Origin of the sequence: Rhizobium sp. R711 (assembly GCF_002211365.1) — a bacterium.
GTDB lineage: Bacteria > Pseudomonadota > Alphaproteobacteria > Rhizobiales > Rhizobiaceae > Rhizobium.
Genome location: NZ_LOKZ01000014.1, coordinates 55,030 through 79,058, shown reverse-complemented (window position 1 = coordinate 79,058; position 24,029 = coordinate 55,030). Strand labels below are relative to the sequence as shown.

The following is a 24,029-nucleotide window of genomic DNA, read 5'->3' as shown; positions in this document are numbered from 1 at the left end:
GGCGAAATAATTGACCATTCGTGGTCCGTGAGTTCGTAGCGGCGGCGGGTCATCATAGCTCCTAATTCGGAAGCCTTGAATCACGCGGAACGCAATACGCCAAGAGAATTTATGAGTTTACGGCCTAAAACACGCTGGCACGGGGCCTTTGCGAACCGAGGCGTGTGGAACTTTGTTGAGGGGCTATGGTTGATCGTCAAACAAAGCGATGAGAGGAAACGTGATGACCGACCGGTGCGCGATTGCTCTTGGCCTGGCGGTAGTGACTGCACTGACAGGCGCCGGCGAAAATCTCGGCAAAACTCAAATCCGGTTTGATCACAGCGAATGTCAGGCTCCAGCGCAACAGCAGTCGCCGAACGCTGCGAGACGCCAGGGTCAGGGCGACAGGGATTTCTCCAGATGTGGTGGCGTCGTAAAGCCGCCCCGTTCGGGCGACCAGGCTATCGAGCACCCGGCTCCGGAGACGGGTACGACGCCTGTCATCCCGCCCTCCGATATCCCTCGCCAGCAATTGGATCCTGGCGAACCAATGTAGGCAGCCAGCCACGGCGGTTCTTAAGGCATCCGGCGCGCGCAGCGCATAAAAATCCCCCGAATGGCTCCGACACGACTTGGCTCCACCAAAGTGAGAGCAAATTGCCCCTCGGTTAACGGGCTTCGCCTGGCCAGCGCTCCTTCGGCTCGCCACACCCTTCGTCCAATTGGAGGGTTCGAACAGCCAAAGCCCTCGGTCTGGGCGGCAGACCGAGGGCGCAGTCGGGCATAAAGGAGACATGACAATCTGAGCGAGATTTCGAATCGAGGCTGCCATGTCATCCAATGAAACTCGTGCGGTTCGCGAAGGTTCCTGAAGGCGACGGGAGATCGCAAGAAAACCCGCGACTGGTGGCTTGCAGTGCTAACAGAATCTATTGCATCTCTCGCCAGAGAGACTGCGTTGAGGTCGCCAATTTGCAGAGCTTGACGCACATACCCCATCAGCGGCGCCCACCAAGAGCGTGCGAATTCAAGGGCCAAGCGATTTTTTCTGGTGACGTTCATTAAGGCTTTCGGTCGTCCATTAATCCGCTTAAAATTGCCGCGCGGTCGCAAAGGGAGGTATATTTGGTGTCGGAAGGTTTGCAGTTCCCGATCGTCGGCATTGGTGCTTCGGCAGGCGGTGTACAGGCGCTGAAGGCATTCTTCGAACGGGTTCCTGCCAACCCCGGAATGGCCTTCGTGGTCGTGACGCATCTTAGCCCGGATCGGGAAAGCTTTTTGCACGAGGTCATCGCTCGTTACACGCTTTTGCCAGTCGCCGTGACCGAGCAGGATATGACCGTCCGCAAGGACCATGTCTATGTGATGCCGAGCAATACCATCCTGACGATCAAAGGCGGCAAGCTGCAGGTTCGCAAGCCGGACGAGGCCAAGCGCGAGCGAAAGCCGATCGATATCTTTTTCGCCTCGCTTGCCCTGGATCGGGCCGAACACTGTGCTGCCGTGATACTTTCCGGCGGTGATGGAGACGGGACGCTCGGGGCCAAGGCAATTCGCGAAGCGGGAGGTTTTGCACTCGCCCAGGCAACGGACGGATCGGGTCCGCAATATCCGGAGATGCCGCGGACTGCAATTATCAGCGGCGTCGCCGATCTTGCGGTGCCGGCGGAGGAAATGGCCGGGCGCCTCATTGGCTTTGCACACGGTCTGAAGACTTCGGACGGACTTGCCCACCCAAGTGAGGGCCTGGAAGAATCCAAGCTCGAAAGGGCGCACCAGGAAATCTGCACCATCCTGGCAAGGCAATCGAGCCACGATTTTTCGGGTTACAAAACAAAAACGTTCTTCCGACGCGTGCATCGGCGCATGCAGGTTAGACAGGTGCGGTCATTGAGGAAGTACATCGACTTGCTCGAACGAGAACCGGCAGAAGTGACCAACCTTTTTCGTGATCTGCTGATCAATGTGACGAACTTCTTTCGCGATGAAGATGCGTTCAAGATCCTGGAGGGGCGGGTCATTCCAAAGCTTTTCGAGGGCAAGGGCGCCAAGGACACGCTTCGTGTCTGGGTGCCTGGATGTGCGACAGGAGAAGAGGTCTATTCGATCGCTATCCTGTTGCGCGAGCAATTGAACCAAGTGTCGGCACCGCCAAAAGTGCAGATTTTCGCAACCGATATCGATGAGCAGGCACTTGGCGTCGCCCGGGCCGGGCGCTATCCGGAAGCGTTGCTCACGGACGTTTCGCCTGAGCGCCTGAGACGCTTCTTCAAGACAGATGGCGGAAGCTATGTCGTTACCAACGACATCAGGGAGCTGTGCGTCTTCTCGCCGCATAGTCTGATCCGCGACCCGCCATTTTCTCGCATGGACCTCGTCTCTTGCCGCAATCTGCTCATCTATTTCGGGGCTGAAATACAGCGACAGGTCATTCCGACATTCCACTATTCTTTGAAACCCGGCGGCTATCTGTTTCTGGGCAATTCCGAAAGCATCGGCCCACATTCCGAGCTCTTCAACACGATCGACAAGAAACAGCGGATCTTTCAGGCTCGCGAACATCCTTCCCGGGTCCCGCGCCTGCCTGGTTTTTCCAGGAATGACCGTTCCGCGATGTTTCCAGATGGTTCGGCGATCACGCAGCGCAACTCCGGGCAGACGCTGCGCAATACCGTTGAAGCGCGCATCCTCGAGCGGCATTCGCCCGCCCATATCGTGGTCAACGCGGACGGTGAGATCGTTTATTATTCCGGTGGCACAGGTCGATTCCTGGAGACACCACAAGGGCTGCCGAGCCGTCAGCTCCTGACGCTTGCCAGAAAAGGTTTGCGGCTCGAGCTACGGGCGGCGCTGCGTGAATGTGTCACGCAGCAAAGCCTGGTGAGGCGCGAAGGATTGGCAACGGAGCGCGAGGATGCCCAGATCCTGCTCGTCGACTTCACGATCGAACCCATGGAGGAACGTGATGGAAACGATCCTCTCTATCTGGTTGTTTTCCATGCCCGGACACAAGCACCCTCCAGTGAAAGCAATTCCATGGTGCTGGGGCAGAACGAGAGCACGCGTGAACTCGAACGAGAACTGCGCGATACCAGAGAAAAGCTACAGTCGACGATCGAGGAATACGAAACAGCCCTGGAAGAGCTGAAGTCTTCGAATGAGGAGCTGGTTTCCGTCAATGAGGAAGTTCAATCGAGTAATGAAGAACTCGAAGCGTCCAAGGAGGAAACTCAATCTCTCAACGAGGAGTTGACGACCATCAACGCCGAACTGAATTCGAAGGTGGAAGAGCTGGATCACGCAAACAGCGACCTTCGCAATCTCTTCGAAAGCACGCAGATCGCAACGATATTCCTCGACCGTCAGCTCGTCATTCGAACCTTCACGCCAGCGGCGGCCTCGTTCTTCAATCTCAGGACAACCGACGTTGGCCGGCCGTTAACGGACCTGTCTAGCCAGATCGACTATCCGCACCTCAAGGACGATATCAAATCAGTGTTCGAAAGTGGACAGTCGCGGGATCATCAACTCGCCCGCGACAACAAGCAAAAGCATCATCTGGTTCGATTGATCCCTTATAAGATCGGCGGCGATGCCATCGACGGTGTGGTTGTCACACTCCTCGATGTCACGCAGTTGGCAGAAGCCGAGCAACACCAGAAAGTGTTGATCAGCGAGCTCAACCATCGGGTGAAAAATCTCCTTGTCGTGATCGCCAGCATTGCCAAGCGCAATCTGGAGACAGCCTCTGGCCTGGAGGTATTTGGCAAGGCCTTTCTCGACAGACTGAAGTCCATGGGCAAGGCCTACGCGATGCTGTCGTCGCACAACTGGAGGAGCGCCTCCGTGCGCGACGTCTTCACCAACGAGTTGGAGCCTTTCGGTGATCAGAACTTCGATCTGCGCGGCCCGGATATTCAATTGGCGCCGCAGCCTTGTGTATCCCTGGCGATGGTCGCACATGAACTTGCGACAAACGCTTTCAAATACGGCTCGTTGTCGGCCGAAGGCGGTCGGGTGGACGTGAGTTGGACGCTCGAGGATCGGATGCTCGAGATCAGCTGGATCGAGACCGGTGGGCCACCAGTCACCAAACCTGGTTCGGCAGGATACGGATCAGAATTGCTTCATGGCGAAATCGAATATCGGTTGCGGGGAAAAATAGAAACAAATTACCGTCGTGAAGGGTTGGAGCTACATCTTCGGTTTCCAACCTAGTCAGGTGCCCCGTTGCCACCTAATCTTTCTATCCTGATCGTCGAGGACGAGTTTTTGATCGCCACTGATCTTGCGCAGCTTTTGCGCAATGAGGGCTACGACGTTGCGGGCCCGGTTCCCTCGGTCGGCCAGGCTCTGATGCTCATCGACGAAGGGGGCCTTGCGGCTGCCGTTCTCGATATCCAACTTAATGACGGAAACAGTTATCCGGTCGCCGAGAAACTCGCAAGCCGCGGCATTCCCTTCCTGTTTCTGACCAGCTACGTGCAAGGTGATCTGCCGCAGCGGTTCAAAGATCGCCCTCTAGTGTCCAAGCTCGCTGACTTTCAGGTTGTCGTGGCGATGCTCGAATTCCTGCTTGCACCTAAGACAATGATTGCAGACGACTAGAGCCTCCGATCAGCGGGCTTATGTCTCGGAACGAGTTAGGCCTCTACGGCGACGCGCTGCTACAGCAATTCTGTGAGTGGCAGTCGTTCCAAGCCACCAATGATTTTTCGCGCCGCGCCAAAAGACAAGGCACCGGACCTATTGCAAGACGACGAATTCGTGAACACATGATATCTCGGGATAGGTTGCGGGCTTCAATGGCAGAGAGATCTCTGCTAGCTCTAAGGAGGTGGAAATCTTCCATGACTTTCCGTCGATTGGAAGCAAGGGAGAACGAGCGGCGATGAACGGCAACGAGAAGAATGCCAGGGATTTCATCTCGTCGGATCCAGAAGAAACACCTAAGCAGGAACTATCCGCCGGTGTCGATCACCAGCAGTTCGCACCAGGAGCACCATCGGCCAATTGGCTTGCTGCTATCGTCGAGAACTCCGATGATGCGATCATCAGCAAGACCCTCCAAGGCATCATCACCAGTTGGAACCGGGCTGCCGAGCGCCTTTTTGGATATTCAGCCGCCGAGGCGATCGGCCGGCCGATTACGATCGTCATCCCCATCGACCGGCTTCACGAAGAAGACGACATCCTCGCAAAGGTGCGTGGGGGCGAGCGGGTCGACCATTTTGAAACCGTGCGCCAGCGTAAAGATGGAAGTCTCATCGATATCTCGCTGACCGTTTCGCCGGTCCGTAACGCACAAGGGGCAATCATCGGCGCCTCAAAGATTGCCCGCGACATCTCCGAACGCAGTCGCGAACGCGAGCGGCAGGTTCTACTCCTCAGGGAGATGAACCATCGCATCAAAAACCTGTTTGCGTTGATCAATGCCTTGATCAATATGAGCGAGCGTTCCGCCGAAAATACCAAGGAGCTCGCCGCCGATCTGCGCAGCCGGGTCTTTTCGCTCGCCCAGGCACAGCAGCTGACACTTCCCGATCCATCCGGCGCGACAACCGCAGGCTCCTCAACCAGCCTGTTTGCTCTTCTGGAGGCGATCTTTGCCGCTCATCGCGAGACGGGCCGGGAGCGGATCGAAATTCGCGGGACCGACATTTCGATCCAGGGCACGGCGCTGAACTCTCTGGCGTTGCTGTTGCACGAATTTTCGACGAATGCCGTAAAATATGGGGCGCTGTCTGCGACCGAGGGGCGCATCAGCATCGAGATTGCTTGTGACGACGAGCTGCACCTCACCTGGAGCGAGACCGGCGGCCCGCCGGTTTCGGCTTTGCCCCAAGGTGGTGGATTCGGAACACAACTTGAGCGCGCGATCGTCGAAGGCGCGCTGCGCGGTTCGATCACGCGTGACTGGCGATCAGAAGGTCTCGTTATTCGCCTGCGCGTGCCGATCCACACGGTTAATTGAGGAAGATGCTGCGACCAGGCGACGAACGCAAGGCTTGACCTTTGGGAAGCCTTTCAGCGCATACGATCCTCTCTAACGGCGGGCCGCTCGCATGACGAGCGAAATGACGAAGATAGCAAGGAAGATAAAGAACAAGATCTGCGCGATCGATGCGGAAGCCCCTGCAATCCCGCCAAAACCGAGAACACCGGCGATCAGTGCGACGACCAAGAACACTATGGCATAGTAGAGCATTTTCGACTCCATTGGATTCGCAAAGATATTCGACGAATTCCAACAAACCGGAGCGCGTATTGGTTCCAGCATTTTGTAAGAATGCGCGTAAGGAACAGCCTTCGTTGAGGACCCGAGCGTGGGGTGCTTTCGGTTCTTTTTTATGGTTATCAAATCGCGAACGACATCGGCTCATGACGGCTGCCTTTGCCGCCTCAGCCCTTTTTCTTTATAGTCTTGTCCGGTGGCATATTGGTATTCCCGAAACCGGTACCAATGGTGACAATTCCCCAATGTTTAACGTCTTGGACAAAGGGAATTTGCGACAGGCCTTGGACGACGCCATCATTGTGCATCAAGACCAGCGTGTCGTGATTGCCGATTTTGGGGAAAGCCTGGGCAAGTTCGTTCGTGAGGTTGAAACCATCACGCTCCCAATTCCCGCCTGGAAGGTTTTGCGCGCCCCGCGCAATGGAGCCATCCGCTTCGATAACGCCCGGACAAGCAACGCCGATTAGCGGTGCCAATGAGAAGTTCTCCTTGACCGCCTTATCGATCAATTTGCCCAGCATGTCGGTCAATTTCGCGACAGCCCCTTTGCGGCTCGTCGGTTCGTCCCCGTAACGCCAGAGATGCGACTTCCAGACCCGGGCTTTCGACAGGTCCGAGTGCTCCTCAAGGCGCGTTTCGACAACACCAGCCCTGATGTTCGCGCCGCCGATATCGACGGCGAGAATTCCGTCATATCCATTGAGCATCCAGGAATGCATCAGATGCGCCGCGCCGAGTAGTCCCGCATCGTCAGGATGATGGGCAATCGGCACCAGCTCGATCATCAGCCCCTCACTTTTCAATCGGACCATTGCTCGCGCGATCGCAAGCTCACAAAAGGCACTGTCTTTCAAGCCTCCGCCGACGACGATGCGTTGGGTCTCCTTCCAGCGCTCGTCCTTCAGGAATGTTTGCAACACGTAGGCAAATTCTGCAGCGTATTCCTCGATTGCTCCGAGGATCAGCGCTGAGGCCTCTAGGTTCTTTCCATTCAGCAGAGCATCGATTTGTTTTTTCGACATCTCTTCCGTCGCCGTATCGCCGAGCGGATCCCTGCCGCCCTTGCAAACGAGTTGCCGACAATTCTCAAGCTTCTGCTGGAACGCCTGGCGATTGGCGCGATCGCCGATGAAACCGTTGCCGTCGCGCAACTCGAGATTATAGCAGTTGACAGTGACCGACGGCAGGACCGTGGCGCCGTTATTGAGCAAGGGACTGGCAATTTCCTTAGGCATCGCGTTTTTCGACGTCCTGAGCGCATCTCCAAACTCCAATTGCTCCATATGGTTCCTTGCCCTCCCTGCCAGATTGGTGGGCGAAAAAATCGATCGGCAATTGACCGGTTTCGTGGCGTTTTCCTCCGCAGTGCCATCAGGTCGCGTCGCCCTGAATGAGGAGAGCAAAAGTGGGCATGCAATTTCAGCGCAAGAACGGTGGGCGCATACCCGCAGCCATTGATGAGCCGAATATGCGCAAAGTCTCGACGATGCGAGAGCAAGAAAGAAGAACCCGCGCCAGAACGGGAACTATCTGAAACCTTCGTGGTTCGGCGCGATATGGATCAAACCCTCACAGGAGATAGCCATGACTGAACAAGACGTCGGTCCGGATGGCGGAAGCGATAACGCAAGCCCGCAGGTTCCAACCGGTTCCATAGGGCAGGCATCCGTCGATAGAGACCTCAAGCCTGATATGGGCCAAAGAATTTCCGAAGGCGTGCAGTCCGTAAAGGAAGCCGTAGGCGAAGACGTTGCTGCCGCGACCGACGCGGCAAAGCAGGTAGCCTCTCGTCAGAAGAATATAATAGCTGACAAGCTCGGTGGGATTGCCGTTGCGATGGACAAGGTCGCGGACGAACTCGGGCAAGGCGAGCAACGAGATATCGGTCGTCTGATGCGAACCCTTGGCGCTAGCATGCGCGGACTTTCCGAACAGATAAACGATCAGGATATAGGACAGGTTGCTAAAACAGCGGAGAACTACGGCAGGCAGCAGCCTGTGGCGTTCCTGGGGATGGCCGCCCTTGCAGGTTTTGCTGCCAGTCGCTTTCTGATGGCCTCGGCACAAGGCCACGGCGAGGCCGCGAGCAAACCCCACGCCGACGGAGCCTCCATGGAGGGTCGGACAAATGGCTAGTGTCCAAGATCAGCGTTCGATCACCGAACTTGTAACCGGGCTCCTCGCCGACTTGTCCGGTCTCTTTCGCAACGAACTCAACCTCGCCAAAGCCGAAGCTTCCGACAAGATGTCGCAAGCCCTGGCTGGAGCGGGAACCATTGCCGCGGGGCTCGTATTGGCGGTCGGCGCTCTCGGCGTGCTTCTTGCTGCCCTCGTGAAGGCTGTTAGCGCCTTCCTGATTGCGCAAGGCATGTCCGAACCGAACGCCGACGTGCTCTCGTCCGTCATCGTCGGGGTCGTTGTTGGATTGATCGCCTGGGCTGTGATCGCGCGCGGCCGCCAGGCCCTGCGTGAAGAGAGTCTGAGGCTCGACCACACCGCCGCGTCGCTGCGGCGTGACGCGCAGATCATCAAGGAGAAAACGTAAATGGCCTATACCCCCACGAGCCCTACAACGGCGCAGATCGAGCGCGAGATCGACGATGATCGCCGCCGCATCGAAGAAAAGATAGATGCTATTCAACAACGGCTGTCGCCAGGACAGCTTGTCGATGAGATCATCGCCTATGCCAAGTCGTCGGGCGGAGGAGAATATGTCGCAAACCTTGGCACAGCGATGAAGAATAATCCCATCCCTCTCGTCCTTATGGGCATCAGCCTTGCCTGGCTCATGACCGGACCGAAATCGACCTTATCAAGTTACGCCGAAACCGTTGAATATCCGCTTGCGACGGTAAAAGGCAACGTCCGCCGCATGGGCCCGGTTCAGGCCGATGGCGACAAGCGCTACAGTCATTTCGTTGACGATGCGGGTACGCGCTATAGGGCGTTGACGGACGAAGCGGGAAAGCGGGCTGGTCACTTTGTTGATGACACAGGCAAGACGTTCCGCGGCCTTGCGGACGCTGCTGGCCAGCAGATCCAGGACATACGCGACGAAGCAGGCGTTCTGTTCGATCAGGCGTCCGGCTGGGCGTCCCACACATGGCAGCGGGTGACCAATTCGGCGGGCAAATTGGGCGAGGCGCTTGCGGATGCGGGTCGAGGTTCCTATGGCGCAAGCGCTCAGATCGGCGAAAACGCGCTGGCGCGTTTCAGGGATCAGCCCCTGGTCGGTGGTGCCTTGGCTTTCGCCATGGGAGCAGCCCTTGGTGCTACCCTTCCCTACACGCAACGAGAAGATTCTGAAATGGGTGCTCTGTCCGACGACATAAAGAGACAGGCCTCGGCTGGGGTTTCTAAGGTTCTGAGGAAGGCGGCAGAGGTTGCTGAGGATGTCTCTGATCGTGTTGTATCGGCCGGTGGTGACATTCACGACGAGGCGCGCAACCGAATTGCGGAAGAAGTGGATCAACTGAGCGGTGTGGACGAACGGATGGATCCTGCAGGCGATTTGCGTTAACGCGGGGCCCGCCTGATATAGGAAAGACGGTGGACATCCTTGTTGCAGATCGGCTCGATGTCACGATGAGCGCAAGGCGGAGCGTCTGGGTCGCGGCGCGCTTCCTGAAGCGGCCAGATAGGCCGCTTTTGCGAGCAATTTCCTCGCCCTTGACCATGGCTCCAGGCTTCGCCCGAAGCGCTCTCTCACTGCTGACCCGGAGAAACCGGCATGACGCAATGTAAAAATAGCTCTCCCGCAGTTAAATCGTACAAGCAGGGAAAGGCAGAGCAGCGAGATCGTGGGCGCAAGGGCGAGCTTCAAAGGCGCCTCGAAGGCACCTTCCCTGCATCCGATCCAGTCTCGACGACCGTTTCCTCGATCCTGATCGGACGCACCGATCCCGACGAGGCCGGAAAGGTCAAACAGCAGGAAGAGTAGTTCCAGTGTCCTACCTGGTCGAGGTGCTCGTGCCATTCAATCGCACGCAAGAGCAGGCAGCCGTCCTGGCCAAGATAAAGAGCGACCTGACCGAGAAGTTCGGTGCAGTGAGGCTGCATCTGTATTCGCCGGCTGAAGAGCTTTGGAGCGATAGTCGCACAGGCATGGCGGATGACACCCTGGTGATAGAAGTGATGACTGCACTCGTGGATCGTGCGTGGTGGACTTCCTATAAATACCAGTTGCAGCTGTCGCTTCAGAAGAAGGGTGAAGTCGTCGTTCGTACGAGCTTTATCGAGCGCATATGACCCCTCTGGTGGCATCGGCGCCTGCGGTGCGCCACTTTCAGTAGTCGAGGGAAAGCAGTCGACCAAATGGATGTTGCGCGGGAATAACTCCGCGGCCGTCCGGTTGATAATCGGAACAAGTCCGCCTTGTTGGTGTTGAGTGATGGTAGGAGGGATATCGACATGAAAACGAACGACACCAATGCGACACCGGAGCAAAAGCGACCGAAGGACGTGATGCCAATCGCCGAGAAGCCCGAGAGGGCAGGAAGGGCAGACCAAGGCTCAATGGCACCGCCAGCTGTACAGCGTCGCGGAGCGAAAGATGAAAGCGAGCGTCCTATCGTCAATCCGATTACAGGCGTTGCACAGTAACGTGAGGTAGTCCGACCGACTCCTGAGGGTGCACCCCCTCCCGCAGTCGGACGGTCAGCTTCCAAGCTCAGCTTGAACGCCTGAGCGCTGGCGTTCGTTTAACCGTCATTAAGCCAAGGTACCGGTCTCCAACAAACAGTCTTGATCGTTGGAGACCCGCAACCGATGTTGCCGGCAGTTCGACCCTACACAAGAAAAGGCGCTCCCCTCAGCTTTCAAGTGCCGCCGATATTGCGATCCGACTTCTTACGGAAGAAATTTAATACGTCTTCGCCGCGCACAAGCTTACCCTGATCGGCGAGAAAATGCCGGAAGCTCTCCCTTGCGAGCGACGCTGGAAACCGCTTACACGCAGCATCGCGCATCACTTTGACGATCCGCTCGTAGCTGACGTCCCTTTTATTGGCGGGCCATTCGTCAAGAAAGTCGAAGACGTCGTCGAGGCCGGCTATTTCCTGAATGAAATATTTTCGCTGCGCAAAAAGTGACGCGCTGAACGGGTCGAGAGCCATGTCCTACTCCTCGTCTGGTGTTGCATTCAATTTCGCTTCGATTGATCTCAGTGCCACGGCACTGCGCTTGGGGCGCTCCCGGCAGCAAGGTGCTCCGTGATGGCGCGCCTGACGTCAGTCACAGTGTCAAACAGCCTGTTGTCCAAGCCGATGACATGGAAACGGACGGCGATGAACTTTAGGCGGTCTTCGGCAGGAATGACAATTCCGACTTCCTGACCGTTAAAGACGACAGCTTGCTTTTGCATAACGGTCCCTCCCAGGCGATGCGGCACAGTATTAGCAAGATGGGATGAAAGATTTGCGATGCTAGAGGGCGAGCCTCCTCGGTATGGAACCGGACAGAATGATACGCGTGATCTGCCGCCCGAAGAAGCATCTTGAGTTAGACTAGGTCATCATTCCTCCGTCTGACCGTAGGCCAAATCAGCAGCCATTGCGAGTGGGAAAAAGAACTCCTCTGGTCCCAAACCCTAGATGAGAAGATGCGCCCAAGCAACTGATTTCTGTATTTTTTTAGCATTTTGAATTGTATGACAATTACCGCAAATGCGAAGAGAAAAATGGCGTACGTGCGTCGGAAGAGAAGCATTCCCGGTGCCTTGCCGAGACGCCACTTTCCACACCGGTGCCAGGTCGCTTGGCTCTGTATCATCGTCGCTCTGCGATGCCGAAAAGCCTGATGTTTGAGGTGATCCTGAACAAGGCCCCGCTTTAAGACGCGGAGCCTTGCAATAATGGATGTTTTTAAGGGCAGCGATCACATCCACGCCCTTCAAACAATGCTCCAGCCGAACGGTTCCAGCGTTGATCTGATAATTCGAAAAAAATGCCGAGCGATGCCGATATGCGTGCGTGTCAATAAGAGCCGCATTCGGCGTCAGACGTGCCTGCCTGGTGCAGAGCGCGACCTTGGCACGTTCCTTTCCTATGTGTCGGTCCGTGATCTGCGAAGGCAATTGTCGTGAGACGCCCAATTGCCTTGGGCAGCCTCTTAAAGCCATCCGAGATTGAAGGCCAGCATCGAAGGAACGCGCAACAACAAGCCGCGGTGTTCCTTCATAACACGTCAGTCTTGCTTCCTGCCGCTGCAAGCCCTGCCATCGCCAATATGATTTGCTGACGCTGAACGGGTTTTTGAAGGCGCGCGACATCCTGATAGTCGCCAGGGATGACATCGTCGTCGTAGCCTGTCACGAAGAGGAACGGTATGTCTCGCATAGCGAGGGCCTTGGCGATAACAAAAGACGCTCCCCGACCCAGGTTGATGTCGAGCAAGGCCAGGGATATGCCACCCTCGTTGAGCGCTTGAAGCGCGACATCCTCGTTGCCATAGGGTCCGCAGACAACCGCTCCGGCATCGCGAAGCGCCCCTGCGGTATCCGCGGCAAGGTGAAAGTCATCCTCAACCACCAACACTGTTTGCCCCGTCAGCGTCCCCGATCTACCTGCATCCAGCGCTTCTGCGACAAACCCTGCCGGTTTGGGCGCGCCGGTCTCAAGAATACTGTCACCAGCCTTTAACGGAAACTCGATCAGACAGCGGAAGCCTTCGGGTTCGAAGGTCATCGTGCTGTGACCCGTCAGTTCGTATGGGATCTTGTCTTCGATCAGTTCCGTGCCAAAACCGCGCCTTCGGGCAGCTGAAACTGGCGGCCCCCCGAGTTCCGACCATTCAAACGAGAGCCATGACCTTCCGCTTCGCTCCATGACCCTCCATGAAATTTCCACCCGTCCTTTGGCCATGGACAAGGCCCCATACTTCAAACTGTTGGTAGAAAGCTCGTGAAGCGCAAGAGTGATGACCTCGCAAGCTTTTGCGGACAAATGCACGTCTGGTCCCGACAGACGATACTGATGCGCATGGCTGTCTTTTGCACCAACTTCACTGCGTAAAATACTGTCGATCGATATTTCCTGGCTGGCGGATTGCGTTAAAAGCGCCTGCACGCGCGCAAGCGCCTCAAGCCGGCCAGCCAGCACGTCCCTATACTCTTCGACTGTAAGGACACTATCGGCTGTCCTGCAATTTATCGCTCTGATGACCGCCATGATATTTCGTACGCGGTGCTGGAGTTCTGCCAGGAGAACCTCCCGGTGTTGGATTGCCCGCTTTGCCTCCGTCACATCCTCGGCAATGCCGCCGATGCGTGTTACATCGCCGTTCTCATCATAGATCGGGAAGCCGATGCTTCTTATCCATCTTAATTCGTCCTCCGAAGATCGCTGGATGCGATACTCCTGCACAATCGATTCACCTTGGGCAACGCGGGCAACCCGTTTGGACACCACGTCGCGCTCTTCGGGAACAATGCATGCACCGAGCGCACGTTCGTCCTTCATCACCGTCTCCGGACTGACGCCGTAGATCATTTCGATGGCGGGTCCCGCATATTCGAAGTCGAAGGTCCTTGCGTTGCGGATCCAGATGGCGGAACGAGACGCAGCGGCGAAGCGCTGAAAACGGTCCTCGCTTCGTTTCAGGGCCGCTTCCGCTCTCGCTCTTTCCGCAGCCGCCCAGGTGCGTTCCGCCACCTCTGCGACAATTGCGACCTCTGCCGCCGTCCAGGCTCGCGGCCCGCTTTGCTGGACGCCAAAGTTGACCGCCTCACGCCCATTTCTCAGCAAGGAGACAACCACGATTGCCTGGGTCCCGGCCAGCAGCCAGGATTTACGGACGTCTTCGGCAAGCCGCGGATCAGCCGATATGTCCGCTACGACGACGGGTTGTCCCTGGCGAAGAGTATCGCCCACCCACCCTCGCGACACGGCGTCGTAGTCGGCCTGCGCCGGAAAAGGCTGCCCGCGCCGAACGTGCTGTGCATGGATCTGTAATCTCAGCTTCCCCTTCTCCGCAACGATCTCTTCGTAGACTGTTTTGTCAGCACATATATGATCGCCAAGCAGCCGTGATGCTGCCTTCATCACTTCCAGCGGGTCATCCAGTCGCGTCAATGTATCGCTGAGCATCAGCAGGAACGCCTGTCGCTCCTCGCTTTGGCGTAACGCAGCCTCCACCTTCTGCCGCTCCATGACGTCCGCTGCCTGTCGCGCGACGACATCAAGAAGCTGGAACTCGCGCTCGCTCGGCACATGTGGCTTGGCCCAATGTGTGGACAACATGCCGATGACGGCGCCGGCGCGGGAATAGAGCGGAGTTGTCTGGATCGCCCGGATGCCGGCCTGCCGGTAGATTGTTAGATCCGCGGTGCCGCGCATTGTATCGGCAGAATCAATATCATAAACAACCTCCCGACCGCCAGCTCGAAGAGCCTGGCCGCAAATGGAGGCAGAATCTACTCGGACCCACTCAAAGGAACGCACTGTGGCGTCGGTGAACCCCTTGTGCGCGAGAAGGCTGAGTTCTCCACTTTCACCGCGATCGGGATGCAGCACCTGCAGGCTCGCGAAATCGGAACGCATTATCGCGGCTGCGCCTTCAAGAATGGTCTGATAGAGGGCGTCGTGGCGTCCATCATGAATGAGTTCAAGGCTGATCGTCTGAAGTCGTTTGGCGTCTTCCAGCTCTTTTCTGATCTGTTCCTGGCTCTGATGATGGGCGATAATCATCGAGGCAGTTTTGACAAGGTGGTCTGCCAATTCCCTGTCTTCGTCAGTGATCTCTCGGGGCGCCTCGAAGTAAAGGGCAAACGTGCCGACCAGTTTTCCACCGGACGTTCGGACGGGAAAAGACCAGCATCCACGGAAGCCAAAGTCTCTCGCCAGCCATAGCCACGATTGCCATCGAGGTTCGCATTCCACGTCCGGCGTTATCATCGGCTCGCCAATGCCCATGGCGAGAACGCACGCAAGAAACTCTGGCCCAATTTCGAAACCTTCGACCAGACGCGCGTAAGAGGCTGGCATGCCGGTCACATGGGTGAGTTCGCTACCTGCGGCATTCGCAATATAGAACGCGCAACGCACGATGGACTTGACTTGCGATAGAGCAACCTTGATGAGGACATCAAGTGATTGGGCGAGCGGCGCGCCATTCATGACCGCCTCGAAAGCCTCCTTCTGACCTTCGAGCCAGTCCTTGCTGCGATGGAAACTTGCGTCCGATGTCGTCGCAGCGACTGCTAAGATGTCGTTCATGTTTGCGCGCCTTTGCGCTGGTTGCAGCGACCAAAAACAATCTAGAGCCCAGGAGCCGAATTTCGACCAGCAAGATCGGATTTAACTTCGAACGACGCCGGCAAGCGCTTTATGAAGCCAACCATTCGGCGCGCGCCCGGCGTCTGCGAACCAACAGGTTGCATGGCGAGATTGTCGTCTCAAGAATGAAGCCTCGGCGCACCGTGCAAACACGGCCGCGAATAGCGACGCGAGGGTCCGCTAGCGCTGTCGACACGGCAGGAATCCGGCTATCTAGCTTGCCGCGATGGCTCCGCACCGTAACAGAAGGGAACGGCGGGGCCTCGAAAGCGTTTTGGTTGTTTTCAAGGAGCTGCCATGTCCGCTCACCCAGTCCAATCGTTAGCCAACCTCGAGCCACGAACCGGCAGTCCCACCCCGCGGCTCGACGAAACCGAGTTCAAGCGACGGTTTCTCAATCAGTTCCAGGACACAGCCTATCAATCGCTTGGCGCGGAACTTGCAAAGATTGCTTCGGCTGCGTGGGATGCTTACGAACACTCCCGAAAGAGTCCAAGGACGCGAAAGGCGGGCAAGGGTTTCGCAGACCCGGACTACGATCTCTCGCTGGACTGGATCGCCACGCACGACGCTGTTTCCCTGGCGCAGGCACGCCACGAGGATCGAACGGGGCCACGCCGATTTCTTCTGATCAACGGGTCATCACGAAGCGAACACACCTGTCCGGGCGAGTTGTCGAAGAGCTTCCGTATCGTCGAGATCGCAAGGTCGGTGCTGGAGCGCGAAGCGAATGTAACAGTGCAGGTGCTCGATCTCAGCAGACTTGCGTCGGAATATGGGCGACACATTCATCCCTGCAAGGCCTGCTTCTCTACGTCGGCGGCGCTCTGTCACTGGCCGTGCTCATGTTATCCGAACTATTCGCTCGGGCAGGTGCAGGACTGGATGAACGAAATATATCCGCTATGGGTGGAAGCGCACGGCATTATGATCGTTACCCCGGTCAACTGGTATCAGACGTCCTCGCCGCTGAAGCTCATGATTGATCGCCTCGTCTGCGCGGATGGCGGAAATCCCGATCCGACAACCACCCATGGGAAACACCCTAAGGAAGCCAAGGAGATCGAGATGAATGGCTGGGACTACCCCCGTCATCTTCAAGGGCGGCTGTTTTCCGTCATCGTCCACGGTGACACGGAAGGCGCCGAAAATGTGCGGCGCAGCCTGGCGGACTGGTTGACGTCAATGGAGCTGATCCCCGCAGGCGCATTGGCTGAGATCGACCGCTATATTGGCTATTATGAACCCTACGCGACCAGTCACGTGTCCTTCGAAAGCGACCAGGCGTTTCAGGAGGAAGTTTGCAATGCAGCCCGCACGCTTCATGAAGCGGTCGTGGCGCGCGCGCACAGTGGATCTGTATCGGCCGGTGCCGCTCTGACGCAACCTCGTCAAAAATGAGGTTGCGCGAGTGTCTTCGCGCTTCGCCTTCCAGGTTGAGTGGGGCGCTGCGGAGTTCGACGCTGAGTGCGCCGATGAGTGGCATTTTGGAACGGTCTGGACGGTTGAACTTTGTTTCGATGACATCTGTGACACGCATGCGATGCGGCCCGGCATCTCAGAGCCGGGTCGCCAAAGCCGTCCAAGCTCGTCGCCCGGCTTTTCGCCTTTTTCTGGTCGGCAGATGCCCCCTCAATGGACCGAAGAAGAGGTGGGAGAATTGGTCAGCATCGCGGTGGGTCCCGGATAGCGTGTGATCAATATGGACGTCAGCTCTTCCTGGGTATGATGGCCGTTGTTGAAGAGATCGATAACAGCGCTGCAGAGCATTTCGGATGCTCGCGCATCAGGCTTCGCCTTATAGTGTTTGTACCAAGTCTGCACGGATCGTGAGAGCATCGCCATTTCGGTGTCTCTGATACGTCGAACAAGCATTTCCTTACCTCCGAAATCTATTGAGCATCTGGATCCTAATTGCTCTAAATTAGAGGTCAATCAATAACGCCGGTACGATATCGTACTGCTCACGCTCCGGCCAGGGCTCCTGATCGGTGAGAACAACAAACGTGAATCCTGCCTGCAGATGGCCCCGCCAGTGCAAAATTCAGCGCGCCCACGGGCCTAAGATCTCGGTCGAAGCGGTCGCAAAACGGCGCAGTTATGTCAGCAGTTCTGCTCATCTTCCTTCTCAGCAGCTCCACACCTGTGGGGATCGATCAACAAAAGGGCGTCAATGTTCTGAAAGGAAAGCTTCAGTTGTGGCGATTTCTACCTGTACCGAGAAGCGATGGCCAAGCAATGCGAGAGAAGCGTCGTGGGTGGAATCAGCTCCGCTGCAAACCGCGTCCTTCAGGACGATGACACAGTAGCCGAGATCGATTGCCCCGATCACAGCGGCAAGCACGCACACGTCAGTCTCGCCACCGGTGATCACAAGGGTATCGACGTGCTCGGCCACCAACGTCCGGTGAAGATGACCACCGATCCAAGGCGAATATGTGCTTTTGTCAAAGACCCTGGCAGGCGGTGCAAATCGCCGCAGATCGGTTACCAGATCGAGCAATTCCACAGGCAGTTTTGCTCGCGTCATCATATCCCACTTCGTGTAGTAGGCTTTCCACATGCCGGGCATCCCCTCGGCAGTCGTCGGAGGAATGAACCGCGTAAATACAGTGCGTTCGGGATGTCTGGCCGCGACTTCGACAATCTCGGGGGAAACCCTTGCCATCCATGGGACATGCCACGGCGTCTGCTCTGCGAACATTCGCTGCATGTCGATGCATAGGTGGACCCAGCTTCCCATCAGGTCTCCTTCACGTCACCATCCAACTGAGCGCAGAACCGGGAGTTCCAGACATCATTGTCTTGCCTTGCCCAGTCTCGATGTATTTCCCGGCCGAGCCCGTCATTTTCTTCGGCGGTCCACACGATCTGTTTTCCCGCGCTCGGAGCTTCGCGTTGCGCTCCTTTCAAGCGTTAGTCCAACCCGCGCCTGACGTCTTATTCGTTACTTTGCGGGCAGATGTTGTCTGATCGTCACGCGATCTTCCCACGCTCCCCCGATGCCTCACCTTGCAGTGTGGGATCGTCGAACAGATCGGCTCGTAGCGACTGAGTAGCTTCGTCGAACTCGTTTCCAAACGCTGTGAGTTGAACAAGGATTTCCTTGGCGCGGCGCACGGCGTTGTCATGGTCGAGGCCTTCGTCGTCGGCGATCATTCGGACAGAAACAAGTTCACCGCCCTCCCCGACGAACTCCACCGAGAGCTTTCCATCCGTCACCGTGCCCACATGGGTTTCGATCAATTGCATTTGGTACCTCCTTCGTTGGCGAGGAGAAATGTTTTTCGAACGCCATTGTTCCCGGGGCGTCGTCATGAAGGTGTGGGTTGCTGGAAGGCGCGAGCCTTGGAGCGCCGCTTGGCCTCGAAAAGAGCAGAGCCGACGCTGGAACAATGTCCCTGGCCGGACGTTCGGAGCTCGGAAATGGCCTAATAGGAGGTTTTTCAATGGGTCGCGGCTTACTTCTTTGGCTTCTCGGCGTTCCCCTGCCGATCGTCATTCTTCTCGTCCTGTTCATGCGATAGGAGGCCGGCATGTCGCTAAGCGAAGGCGAAGGCAGCATCATGCCAACCGAATCTTCAAAGTCCGCCCTCGCTTGGGCTCCGATCATCGGCGGTGCCGTTGCAGCAACTGGCATAACGCTCATCCTCCTGTTGCTGGGCTCCGGCATGGGACTGACAATGGTGTCGCCCTGGTCAGGGGAAAGCAGTTCAGCAGCGACAGTTGGGGTAACCGCGGCAATCTGGCTGATTGTCGTTCAGTGGTTATCCTCAGCTTTGGGCGGTTATCTGACCGGGCGCATGCGCACGAAATGGACGGCGGTCCACACCGACGAGATTTTCTTCCGTGATACGGCGCACGGCTTTATCGCCTGGGCCTTGGCGACCCTGTTTGTAGCAGGTTTTCTGGCCTCCTCGCTTACGTCGCTTGCAGGTGCCGGCGCGACTGCGGCGGGCAACGTAGTCAGCACGGCAGGCGTCGCGGGAGCCGCGAGCATGGCGACAAGAAATCCCGTTGACGTTTCCACCGCCTATTTCACCGATGCCCTACTTCGTCCCCAGCAACCAAGCGGAAGAGCGCGTGAAGACGATGGTGCCGCCAGCACCGAAATCTCCAGGATCCTGCTTCAGAGCGCGGCGAACGGTCAGGTTTCCGAAGCCGACAGGACCTATATTGCCGGTATCGTTTCGGCTCGCACCGGCCTGTCCGAGGCAGACGCCAGCAACAGGGTCGATGCAATCCTCAAACAAATCGCTGACGCAAAGACGGCGGCCCAAGCGGCGGTCGACAAGGCGAGAAAGGCTGCCGCCACCACCGCGCTCGTCGGCTCTCTTTCGCTGCTGATTGGCGCCTTTATTTCGTCGGCCGCGGCAGCATTGGGCGGCAGACAGCGTGACGAGCAAGAAGATCTCGTCGTCGCGAGCGCCGTTGGTCGCTCTGAAGCGATACCGCCGACCTCTTTGGTTGGACATCGATAGAAAGAGGCTTGCCACTGCGAACTCGAGACGTGGCTTGATCAGGTTGCCTGTGACGATAACCTTGCCGTCACCTTGCCCCCATCAAGGACGTCTAAACCACGCAAATTCGCTGACGCATAAGCCGAGCCGTCACGCGCTGGTTTCGAAACGCCAACCATAATGGTGAGCGCTGCAAAGCAGCGACACGCAATCAAAAGGCGGTTTATTTTCATTTTGGCGGACCGACGATCTGAATACGTCCTGTCAATGCACTTGTGCGAACAATAAAGATGCCAATTGGCCGCCAGTCGTCCAACGTTTCGATGGTGAATGCCATTCTTTCTTACCAAAACGAAAGCGAAAGCCAGCAATCGTGTGAGACGGGTCGCCAGGCTGCCGAGGTGCAAAAAAGGAGAAGCTTGGGAACGCTCTTTCACGAGCAATTGTGCCAGAGGCGATCCGTTCTTCCCTTGCCGCTTCGGAACTATCCAGCCTGCATCTGGTTTAGTCAGTATCTTTCCTTACGAAAAAGGAGGCGACGATGTGGGCAATCCTCATTGGTGCCGCCCTCATGATCGGCGGGACGCTTGTCCTGTTTCGGCCAGCGCTCAACAAAAGACCGAGTGATCCGCACCGGCTGCCGCAAGGGGGCGCTACGCTCGAGCCGCGGCGACAAGGTCTCAGGTTCTTCGGTATATCACAGAACTGGTCGGCCCTGGCCGTTATCGCAGTCGGCGCGGTTTTAATGGCGCTCGGCGGTTACGTTTGAAACCCCTGACACCGGACGGCGCTACGACGTCACATTCTGCTGCGGCTCTACGCAGCCTGAGAGGTGCAAGGTCCCGTCAAATTGTCTTGCTCAACCGCCGCGCCTCTTTCCGAAAAGCATCTGGCTCAGCATCTGGCTCTTTGCAGCAAAAGGCCGAGAATGAACCCCGGCGTCCGGGAACATCCAGGAGATCTCTGAGTTTAAAGCTTGCACTAGAATGCCAGTCAAGGAGGACACACATGGCTACTCAGAAGACGCTCGACGACCTGTTCCTCGATACGCTCAAGGATATCTACTACGCGGAAAAGCAGATCTTGAAGACGCTGCCGAAAATGGCGCGTGCCGCACAATCGGAGAAAGGAAAAGCTGGGTTCCTTCAGCATCGCGACGAAACCCAAGGCCAGATAGAGCGCCTGGAACAAGTGTTTGAGATCTTCGGCAAACCCGCCCGCGGCAAGACCTGCGAAGCGATACAGGGTATCATTTCCGAGGGTGAGGAGATCATCGAAGAGTTCAAGGGGTCGCCAGCTTTGGATGCCGGTCTGATTTCATCGGCCCAGTCTGTCGAGCACTATGAAATCGCCCGCTACGGCACGCTCATCGCTTGGGCCAATCAGCTCGGTCTGAAAGAGGCTGTACCGCTCCTGAAGCAAAACCTTGCCGAAGAAGAGGCGACGGACAAGAAGTTGACGCAACTCGCTATCTCCGCCGCCAACGCCAAGGCAGCGTAAAGCAGAAGGTCGGCCGCTTTTTTTACTGCGGCCGATTTTCACCTGGAACGCGCGGCCGCCGAACAGACAGGGCTCGGCAAAGACCCCGCCCGGAGATCTCATGACCTACCATGCCGGCAGTTCTGGGATTGACTGATCGCCCCAAGGCGCGCCTGATGACAAGAACGCCAGAGTGGAACCTTGCGGGAGGAAACCATGACAACGCCGCTGGGACGGGTTCGCGGATTGGGCTCGGCAAAAGGCGGGACCGGGCCATATGTCTTGAAACAGGCGTCGGGTCTGGCGCTCGGTCTTCTCACGCCGTATATCGTCGGCATCGGCATTTACCTTTTCGGTCGCGACCGCGCATTCGTCGTCGAATCCGTTGGCAGCTTCTGGATCGGGCCGGCGCTCTTGGCGTTCATCATCCTCAGTGCCATTCACATGGATGTTGGGATGCGGGCGATCATCGAAGACTACGTTCATGGCCATTTGCGCAAGCTGGCGTTCATGTTTCTCAACTCGGCGTTTACCTGGGCGGTTTGCATGGTTTGCGTATTTGCGATCCTGATGATGATGTTTGAAAGTGTGAAGGCATGAGGCGTTGATCTTTCTCGGTGGCAATTGTCCCGCGCCCTGGCAGTCTTCGCCGCTGTATGTGCTCTCCATTCCCAAGGAGCCGCCGGCGCCCCCTCACCTTCCGACACGTAGGGCTTGCCATGTCATCGAGAGCCGGGGTTTGTACGATTGCCGACGGACGACAGGTTCGGCTTGAACCACTGGCCGTCAAGTGAAATGCTTCGTTACCACCAAGATTTGATGGGAAGGTCCAGCGGTGATGCACGGCGTCTTCGAACCAACCGATCTGCGGATAATTCAGGAGGTCTATGACCGCATGGCGTCGGAGCCATGGTTTTCCGACGGTGTCAGCTATCGAGAAGAATTCGCACGCTACGTACTTGGGATGTACCGCCGTGGCCTGGTGATCCCCGAAAAACTTGAGGCGCTCTGCAAAATAGCGGCATGGAAAAAATTCCGCGCCACCAAATCGATCTTCGAGGGTTTCAGGTTCCTCATCGTTGAGGATGACTACCTCATGGCACGTGAAGCGACAGAAAGATTGACAGTGCTCGGGGCTGAGATAGCCGGACCGGTTCCCAGCGTGGCGGAAGCGGTAGACCTTGTCGAACACGGACATGAGCTCGACGGTGCTCTTCTGGATATCAACCTCGGTGGGCAAACGGTCTATCCCGTCGCAGCGATGCTTAAGATGAAGCAAGTCCCGTTCGCGTTCGTGACCGCCTATGAGGACAGGGTTCTCCCTGCATTTTTCAGATCAACGAAAGTGTTCACCAAACCTGCCAGCTGGGAAACAATCGTATCCGATCTGGCACGCGAGCGGATCGCTTATCGCTCACGCATTCGTCCTCTTCGGCGTCATGCTTCATGAGAAATGTGGAGGGCCTGAGCAGAACGGATCGAACTGACCGCGTCAGCGCCTCAACAGCGCGATGCCAGATCGTCCGTGAGCGATGGAGCTTCTGTCTATCTGTCGACTGTTAGCCAATGTCGCATAATTGCCGTCAGTTGCTCTTGGGTTTAACGGGCCGTCAAAAGCTGCTGCGTCTCGCCTCCAGCACGACGGGAACTATCGTCGGGTAAAGGGAACCCTTCCCTTCCCGCGCGGTTAGGTCCATTGGGCCGTCAATCATGGAGACCGAGATGAACAACGACGCACGCCGTCCCAAGCCTCCCTATCCTTCGCAGCACCAGGAGCCGCCTGGTCGTACCAAGAGCATGAAGCCTCTGCCTGATCACGGCGAGCAAACTTACAAGGGAAATGGACGGCTAACCGGCAAAGTTGCCCTGATCACGGGAGGAGATTCAGGCATCGGCAAAGCTGTCGCGATTGCCTTTGCACGAGAAGGCGCCGATGTGGTCGTTTCCTACCTCAACGAGGAGGACGATGCACAAGATACGGCAAAGTGGATCGAGGCGGCCGGGCGCAAGGCAATTCTAATTGCCGGCGATATCAAGTCCGAACAGCACTGCACTGCAATGGTGCAACGCATTGTCGATGAGTTTGGGAGGATAGACGTCCTTGTTAACAATGCTGCGTTTCAGCGAACATACGCAAGCATTGCCGACATTACCACCGAGGACTGGGATGACACGTTCCGTACGAACGTCTATGCGCCGTTCTTTCTAGCAAAAGCGGCAGCGGCGCACATGAAGCCCGGAAGCGCCATCATCAACACGACTTCGATTCAGTCGCGTCAACCTTCCCCATATCTGCTTGCTTATGCCTCCTCGAAAGGCGCCATTTCAAACTTCACGGCCGGGCTCGCAGAAATGCTTGCCGAAAAGGGCATCCGCGTGAACGCGGTCGCCCCTGGGCCGATATGGACCCCACTCATTCCCTCGACCATGTCGGCTGACAAAGCGGCGAAGTTCGGTGAAAAGACGTTAGTTGGTCGGGCGGGACAGCCGGCCGAGCTCGCCGGCGCTTACGTTCTGCTTGCCTCCGATCTTGGCAGCTTTATGACGGGCGCTGTCGTGCCGGTGACCGGCGGCGAAATCATGATCTAGATCCTGGCT

Annotated in this window: 25 protein-coding genes; 17 read left to right on the top strand and 8 right to left on the bottom strand. The window is 57.0% G+C overall.

What is annotated here, in order from left to right; translation table 11 throughout:
- The first annotated feature begins 223 nt into the window (after positions 1-223).
- The 4 genes from ATY80_RS16210 (at position 224) to ATY80_RS16195 (ending at position 5,956) form a co-directional block, all read left to right on the top strand.
- Positions 224-538 (top strand): hypothetical protein, encoded by a 315-nt coding sequence (locus ATY80_RS16210; protein WP_088693398.1) that lies wholly within the window; start codon positions 224-226, stop codon positions 536-538.
- Between the two features lie 572 nt (positions 539-1,110).
- Entirely contained in the window at positions 1,111-4,200 is a 3,090-nt protein-coding gene (locus tag ATY80_RS16205) for a CheR family methyltransferase (protein WP_088693406.1), read from the top strand.
- A 12-nt stretch (positions 4,201-4,212) separates the two neighbouring features.
- Positions 4,213-4,590, top strand: a complete 378-nt coding sequence (locus tag ATY80_RS16200) for a response regulator (RefSeq protein WP_088693397.1) — start codon at positions 4,213-4,215, stop codon at positions 4,588-4,590.
- Between the two features lie 283 nt (positions 4,591-4,873).
- Positions 4,874-5,956 (top strand): PAS domain S-box protein, encoded by a 1,083-nt coding sequence (locus ATY80_RS16195; protein ID WP_088693396.1) that lies wholly within the window; start codon positions 4,874-4,876, stop codon positions 5,954-5,956.
- 72 nt (positions 5,957-6,028) lie between these two features.
- Here ATY80_RS16195 and ATY80_RS16190 read toward each other — a convergent pair whose 3' ends face one another.
- Positions 6,029-6,190 carry a DUF1328 domain-containing protein gene (locus ATY80_RS16190; RefSeq protein ID WP_088693405.1) on the bottom strand — a complete coding sequence of 54 codons (162 nt, stop codon included), beginning with the start codon at positions 6,188-6,190 and terminating at the stop codon, positions 6,029-6,031.
- A gap of 194 nt (positions 6,191-6,384) precedes the next feature.
- On the bottom strand, positions 6,385-7,455 hold the full coding sequence (locus ATY80_RS16185) for an ROK family protein (protein ID WP_088693404.1): 1,071 nt from the start codon (positions 7,453-7,455) through the stop codon (positions 6,385-6,387).
- Positions 7,456-7,804: 349 nt separating this feature from the next.
- Here ATY80_RS16185 and ATY80_RS28620 point away from each other — a divergent pair, with 349 nt between their 5' ends.
- From ATY80_RS28620 to ATY80_RS16155, 6 genes are all read left to right on the top strand, one after another.
- Positions 7,805-8,356 (top strand): nutrient deprivation-induced protein, encoded by a 552-nt coding sequence (locus tag ATY80_RS28620; protein ID WP_141105565.1) that lies wholly within the window; start codon positions 7,805-7,807, stop codon positions 8,354-8,356.
- Entirely contained in the window at positions 8,349-8,765 is a 417-nt protein-coding gene (locus ATY80_RS16175) for a phage holin family protein (protein ID WP_088693394.1), read from the top strand. Before ATY80_RS28620 ends, ATY80_RS16175 begins: the two co-directional genes overlap by 8 nt.
- On the top strand, positions 8,766-9,740 hold the full coding sequence (locus ATY80_RS16170; protein WP_088693393.1) for a DUF3618 domain-containing protein: 975 nt from the start codon (positions 8,766-8,768) through the stop codon (positions 9,738-9,740). It begins immediately after the preceding gene.
- Between the two features lie 210 nt (positions 9,741-9,950).
- Complete coding sequence (locus tag ATY80_RS16165) at positions 9,951-10,160, top strand: hypothetical protein (RefSeq protein WP_088693392.1); 210 nt, start codon at positions 9,951-9,953, stop codon at positions 10,158-10,160.
- A 5-nt stretch (positions 10,161-10,165) separates the two neighbouring features.
- Positions 10,166-10,468 (top strand): hypothetical protein, encoded by a 303-nt coding sequence (locus ATY80_RS16160; RefSeq protein WP_088693391.1) that lies wholly within the window; start codon positions 10,166-10,168, stop codon positions 10,466-10,468.
- Between the two features lie 162 nt (positions 10,469-10,630).
- On the top strand, positions 10,631-10,822 hold the full coding sequence (locus ATY80_RS16155) for a hypothetical protein (protein WP_088693390.1): 192 nt from the start codon (positions 10,631-10,633) through the stop codon (positions 10,820-10,822).
- Positions 10,823-11,037: 215 nt separating this feature from the next.
- On the opposite strand, the gene ATY80_RS16150 is transcribed toward ATY80_RS16155, so the two are convergent.
- The 3 genes from ATY80_RS16150 to ATY80_RS16135 form a co-directional block, all read right to left on the bottom strand.
- On the bottom strand, positions 11,038-11,334 hold the full coding sequence (locus tag ATY80_RS16150; RefSeq protein WP_088693389.1) for a DUF982 domain-containing protein: 297 nt from the start codon (positions 11,332-11,334) through the stop codon (positions 11,038-11,040).
- Between the two features lie 47 nt (positions 11,335-11,381).
- Positions 11,382-11,582, bottom strand: coding sequence for a hypothetical protein (locus ATY80_RS16145; protein WP_088693388.1), 201 nt, complete (start codon positions 11,580-11,582; stop codon positions 11,382-11,384).
- A gap of 811 nt (positions 11,583-12,393) precedes the next feature.
- A complete protein-coding gene (locus tag ATY80_RS16135; protein WP_088693386.1) occupies positions 12,394-15,432 on the bottom strand; it encodes a GAF domain-containing protein in 3,039 nt (1,012 codons plus the stop codon).
- A 357-nt stretch (positions 15,433-15,789) separates the two neighbouring features.
- On the opposite strand from ATY80_RS16135, the gene ATY80_RS16130 reads away from it, so the two are divergent.
- Positions 15,790-16,893: a flavodoxin family protein gene (locus ATY80_RS16130; protein WP_088693385.1), complete on the top strand. Its 1,104-nt coding sequence runs from the start codon at positions 15,790-15,792 to the stop codon at positions 16,891-16,893.
- 231 nt (positions 16,894-17,124) lie between these two features.
- Here the strand turns inward: ATY80_RS16130 and ATY80_RS16125 are convergent, their stop codons facing one another.
- The 3 genes from ATY80_RS16125 to ATY80_RS16115 all read right to left on the bottom strand — a co-directional run bounded on the left by ATY80_RS16125 (position 17,125) and on the right by ATY80_RS16115 (position 18,744).
- A complete protein-coding gene (locus tag ATY80_RS16125; RefSeq protein WP_088693384.1) occupies positions 17,125-17,367 on the bottom strand; it encodes a hypothetical protein in 243 nt (80 codons plus the stop codon).
- Positions 17,368-17,662: 295 nt separating this feature from the next.
- Entirely contained in the window at positions 17,663-18,235 is a 573-nt protein-coding gene (locus ATY80_RS16120) for an isochorismatase family cysteine hydrolase (protein WP_088693383.1), read from the bottom strand.
- Between the two features lie 233 nt (positions 18,236-18,468).
- Positions 18,469-18,744, bottom strand: a complete 276-nt coding sequence (locus tag ATY80_RS16115; RefSeq protein WP_088693382.1) for a hypothetical protein — start codon at positions 18,742-18,744, stop codon at positions 18,469-18,471.
- 284 nt (positions 18,745-19,028) lie between these two features.
- Between ATY80_RS16115 and ATY80_RS16105 the strand changes: the two genes are divergently transcribed.
- From ATY80_RS16105 to ATY80_RS16080, 6 genes are all read left to right on the top strand, one after another.
- Positions 19,029-19,973: a hypothetical protein gene (locus ATY80_RS16105; protein ID WP_088693380.1), complete on the top strand. Its 945-nt coding sequence runs from the start codon at positions 19,029-19,031 to the stop codon at positions 19,971-19,973.
- A 520-nt stretch (positions 19,974-20,493) separates the two neighbouring features.
- Entirely contained in the window at positions 20,494-20,721 is a 228-nt protein-coding gene (locus tag ATY80_RS16100) for a hypothetical protein (RefSeq protein ID WP_088693379.1), read from the top strand.
- Positions 20,722-20,960: 239 nt separating this feature from the next.
- Complete coding sequence (locus tag ATY80_RS16095) at positions 20,961-21,452, top strand: ferritin-like domain-containing protein (RefSeq protein WP_088693378.1); 492 nt, start codon at positions 20,961-20,963, stop codon at positions 21,450-21,452.
- Positions 21,453-21,647: 195 nt separating this feature from the next.
- On the top strand, positions 21,648-22,031 hold the full coding sequence (gene sdhD / locus ATY80_RS16090; protein ID WP_088693377.1) for a succinate dehydrogenase, hydrophobic membrane anchor protein: 384 nt from the start codon (positions 21,648-21,650) through the stop codon (positions 22,029-22,031).
- Positions 22,032-22,269: 238 nt separating this feature from the next.
- Complete coding sequence (locus tag ATY80_RS16085; RefSeq protein WP_088693376.1) at positions 22,270-22,881, top strand: response regulator; 612 nt, start codon at positions 22,270-22,272, stop codon at positions 22,879-22,881.
- A 272-nt stretch (positions 22,882-23,153) separates the two neighbouring features.
- A complete protein-coding gene (locus ATY80_RS16080) occupies positions 23,154-24,020 on the top strand; it encodes a glucose 1-dehydrogenase (RefSeq protein ID WP_189637178.1) in 867 nt (288 codons plus the stop codon).
- Positions 24,021-24,029 lie beyond the last annotated feature (9 nt).